The following is a 2,732-nucleotide window of genomic DNA, read 5'->3' as shown; positions in this document are numbered from 1 at the left end:
CCGACGGCCGGGTCGAGGTGGCCCGGCTGGGTGGGCGCCGCCCGGAGATCCCGTCGCTGGTCTACGTCACGCCCGAGGGTGGCCTGCTCGTCGGCGAGGCGGCCGAGCGACGCGGGCAGGCCGATCCGGTCCGGCTGGCGCGTGAGTTCAAACGACGCATCGGCGACCCGGTGCCGATCCTGCTCGGCGGCAAGCCGTTCTCCGCGCACATCCTGACCGCCAAACTGCTCCGCCACGTCCTGGACACCGTGACCAGCCTGCAGGACGGCCCACCGCAGACGCTGACGCTGACCTATCCGGCGAACTGGGGCCCGTACAAGCGGGAGATGTTCGACCAGGCGATCAACATGGCCGACGCCGGGCAGGTGCGGCTGATCACCGAGCCGGAGGCCGCGGCCCGGCAGCACGCGACGGCCCGCAGAATCGGGCATGGCGAAACCGTTGCCGTGTACGACCTCGGCGGCGGCACCTTCGACGCAGCAGTGCTGCGCCGCGACGGCGACGAGTTCGTGCTGCTCGGCAAGCCGGAGGGCATCGAGCAGCTCGGCGGCGTCGACTTCGACGAGGCCGTGCTCGGGCATGTGCTGGGCACGCTCGGCGACGCGGCCGGGGCGCTCGACCTCAACGATCCCGACACGGTGACGGCCGTCTGGCAGCTGCGCCGCAGCTGCGTCGAGGCGAAGGAGGCGCTGTCGTTCGACACCGAGGTGCTGATCCCGGTCGCGCTGCCGGGGATGCACACCCGGGTACGGCTGAACCGGGTCGAGCTGGAGTCCATGATCACGCCGTCGCTGAACGACACGGTCGGGGCGATGCGCCGCGCCCTGCGGTCGGCCGGCACCGATCCGGCGGACCTGAACGCGATCCTGCTGGCGGGTGGCTCGTCGCGCATCCCGTTCATCGGGCAGTTGTTGTCGGCGGAGTTCGGCCGCCCGGTGGTGGCCGATCCCCTGCCGGAACACAGCATCGCCCTGGGCGCGGTGACGTCGGTGTCGGCGACGGCCCGCCGGGCGGCGGGCCCAGTGGTCCAGCCCACCCCGCCGCGTCCGGCCCCGAAACCGACACCAGCTCCGAACCCGCCTCCGTCTCCGACTCCATCCCCGACCCCATCGGTCCAGCCGGCCCCCAATCCGGCGCCTACTCCCGAAACTCGGCCGGCGCCCACGCCGGCGTTCGCCGCCGGCAGCGCCTCGGTTCCTCCGGTGGCCGCGAACCGCGGCGACACGGGCACGGCCGGCCACCCGACGCCGACGCCGGCGCGCCGCCGGACCCCGATGCTGCTGGCCGCGGGCGCCGTGGCGGTCATCCTGATCGGTGGCGGCGCGACGGCCTACGCGTTGACCCGCGGCCCCGGAACCGGAACCGGCTCGAGTCCCGCCTCGCCGACGGCGAAGACACCGCCGTCGTCCGCGCCCGTCGTGGCCGCTCCGCCGTACCCCACCGACCAGATGCTGATGCGCATCGACACCGGCGGCGACGCGCCGCCGCAGCGCCGCTCCAACGTCTTCATCCTCACCCCCGGCAGCGACGAACGCCGCCAGCTCACCACCGACGGCGGCGACTGGTCACCGAAGTGGTCGCACGACCGCAAGCGCATCGCCATGAACCGCAACGCGAACAACGTCAACACGACCTACGTGCTCAACGCCGACGGCACCGGCCTGACCAAGGTCGCCGAGGGGGTGAGCGGCGGCCGGGCGACCTGGTCGATGGACGACAAGCGACTGGCCGTGACCCGGCTGATCAAGGGTGTCAACCAGATCTTCACCGTGGACCTGGCCACGTCCAAGATGACGCAGCTGACCCGCTCGGCGGACCAGAAGGACGACCCGACCTGGACCGCGGACGGCAAGCACCTCACGTACTGGGCGAAGCACAACGGCAACCGCCAGATCTACGAGCTGAACGTGGCGAAGCCGAAGGAACCGGGCCGCATGATCGCCGGCTCGCAGGCGGGCCCGATCAACGACCCGGCGCCGTCCCCGGACGGGAAGTGGGTGCTCTACACGGTCGAGACGGGCGAGAAGACCTCCGACATCTGGATCGTCGGCATGGACGGCTCCAAGCCCCGCAAGGTGATCGGCCACCCGCAGCGCGACATGGACCCGGCATGGTCCCCGGACGGCAAGTGGTTCGCCTTCGTCCGGGGCGAGCTCAACCGCCCCACCATCCACATCGCCCGGATCGACGGCACCGACGAGATGACCCTGACCAAGGGCAACGTGCGAGAGGGCCACCCCAGCTGGTTCTGACCGTCAAGCGCCCGGCTCGGACCCGTCCGGGAGCCTCGCCGTCACCATCGTTCCGCCGGAGGGCGCCGGGCCCACCTGCAAGGTGCCGCCCAGGGCCTCCACCCTGTCCTGCAATCCGCGCAGCCCGCTGCCCCGCCCCACGTCCGCCCCGCCGATCCCGTCGTCGGCGATCTCCACGACCACCTGGCCGACCGGCCGCCGCACCCGCACCGTCGCGCCGGTCGCCTCCGCGTGCTTGGCGATGTTGGTCAGTGCTTCCGACGTGACGAAATAGCTCGCCAGGGCGACCGGCTCGGGCATCCGCGGGCCCGGCTCGATCTGCACCGTCGTGGGCACCGCCGAGGTCACCGCCAGGGCTTCCAGCGCGACGTCGAGGCCATGGTCCAGGGCCGCCGGGTGCATGCCGCGGGCCAGCTCCCGCAGCTCGGCCAGCGAGCGGGCGAGCTCGTCGCCGGCCGACGACACGAGCTGCTCCGCGCC

General features: G+C 72.5%; 2 protein-coding genes. One reads left to right on the top strand and one right to left on the bottom strand.

The features are described 5' to 3' along the window. A partial coding sequence (locus tag AB0M20_RS36515; protein ID WP_364305236.1) for an Hsp70 family protein occupies positions 1-2,252 on the top strand: 2,252 nt, incomplete at its 5' end. Positions 2,253-2,255: 3 nt separating this feature from the next. On the opposite strand, the gene AB0M20_RS36510 is transcribed toward AB0M20_RS36515, so the two are convergent. Then, the coding region (locus tag AB0M20_RS36510; protein ID WP_364305234.1) for an ATP-binding protein at positions 2,256-2,732 on the bottom strand (477 nt) is incomplete at its 5' end.

Origin of the sequence: Actinoplanes sp. NPDC051633, assembly GCF_040681735.1 — a bacterium.
Lineage (GTDB): Bacteria > Actinomycetota > Actinomycetes > Mycobacteriales > Micromonosporaceae > Actinoplanes.
Note: the sequence above shows the minus strand (reverse complement) of the source record. Positions and strands in the feature narration are given on the sequence as shown.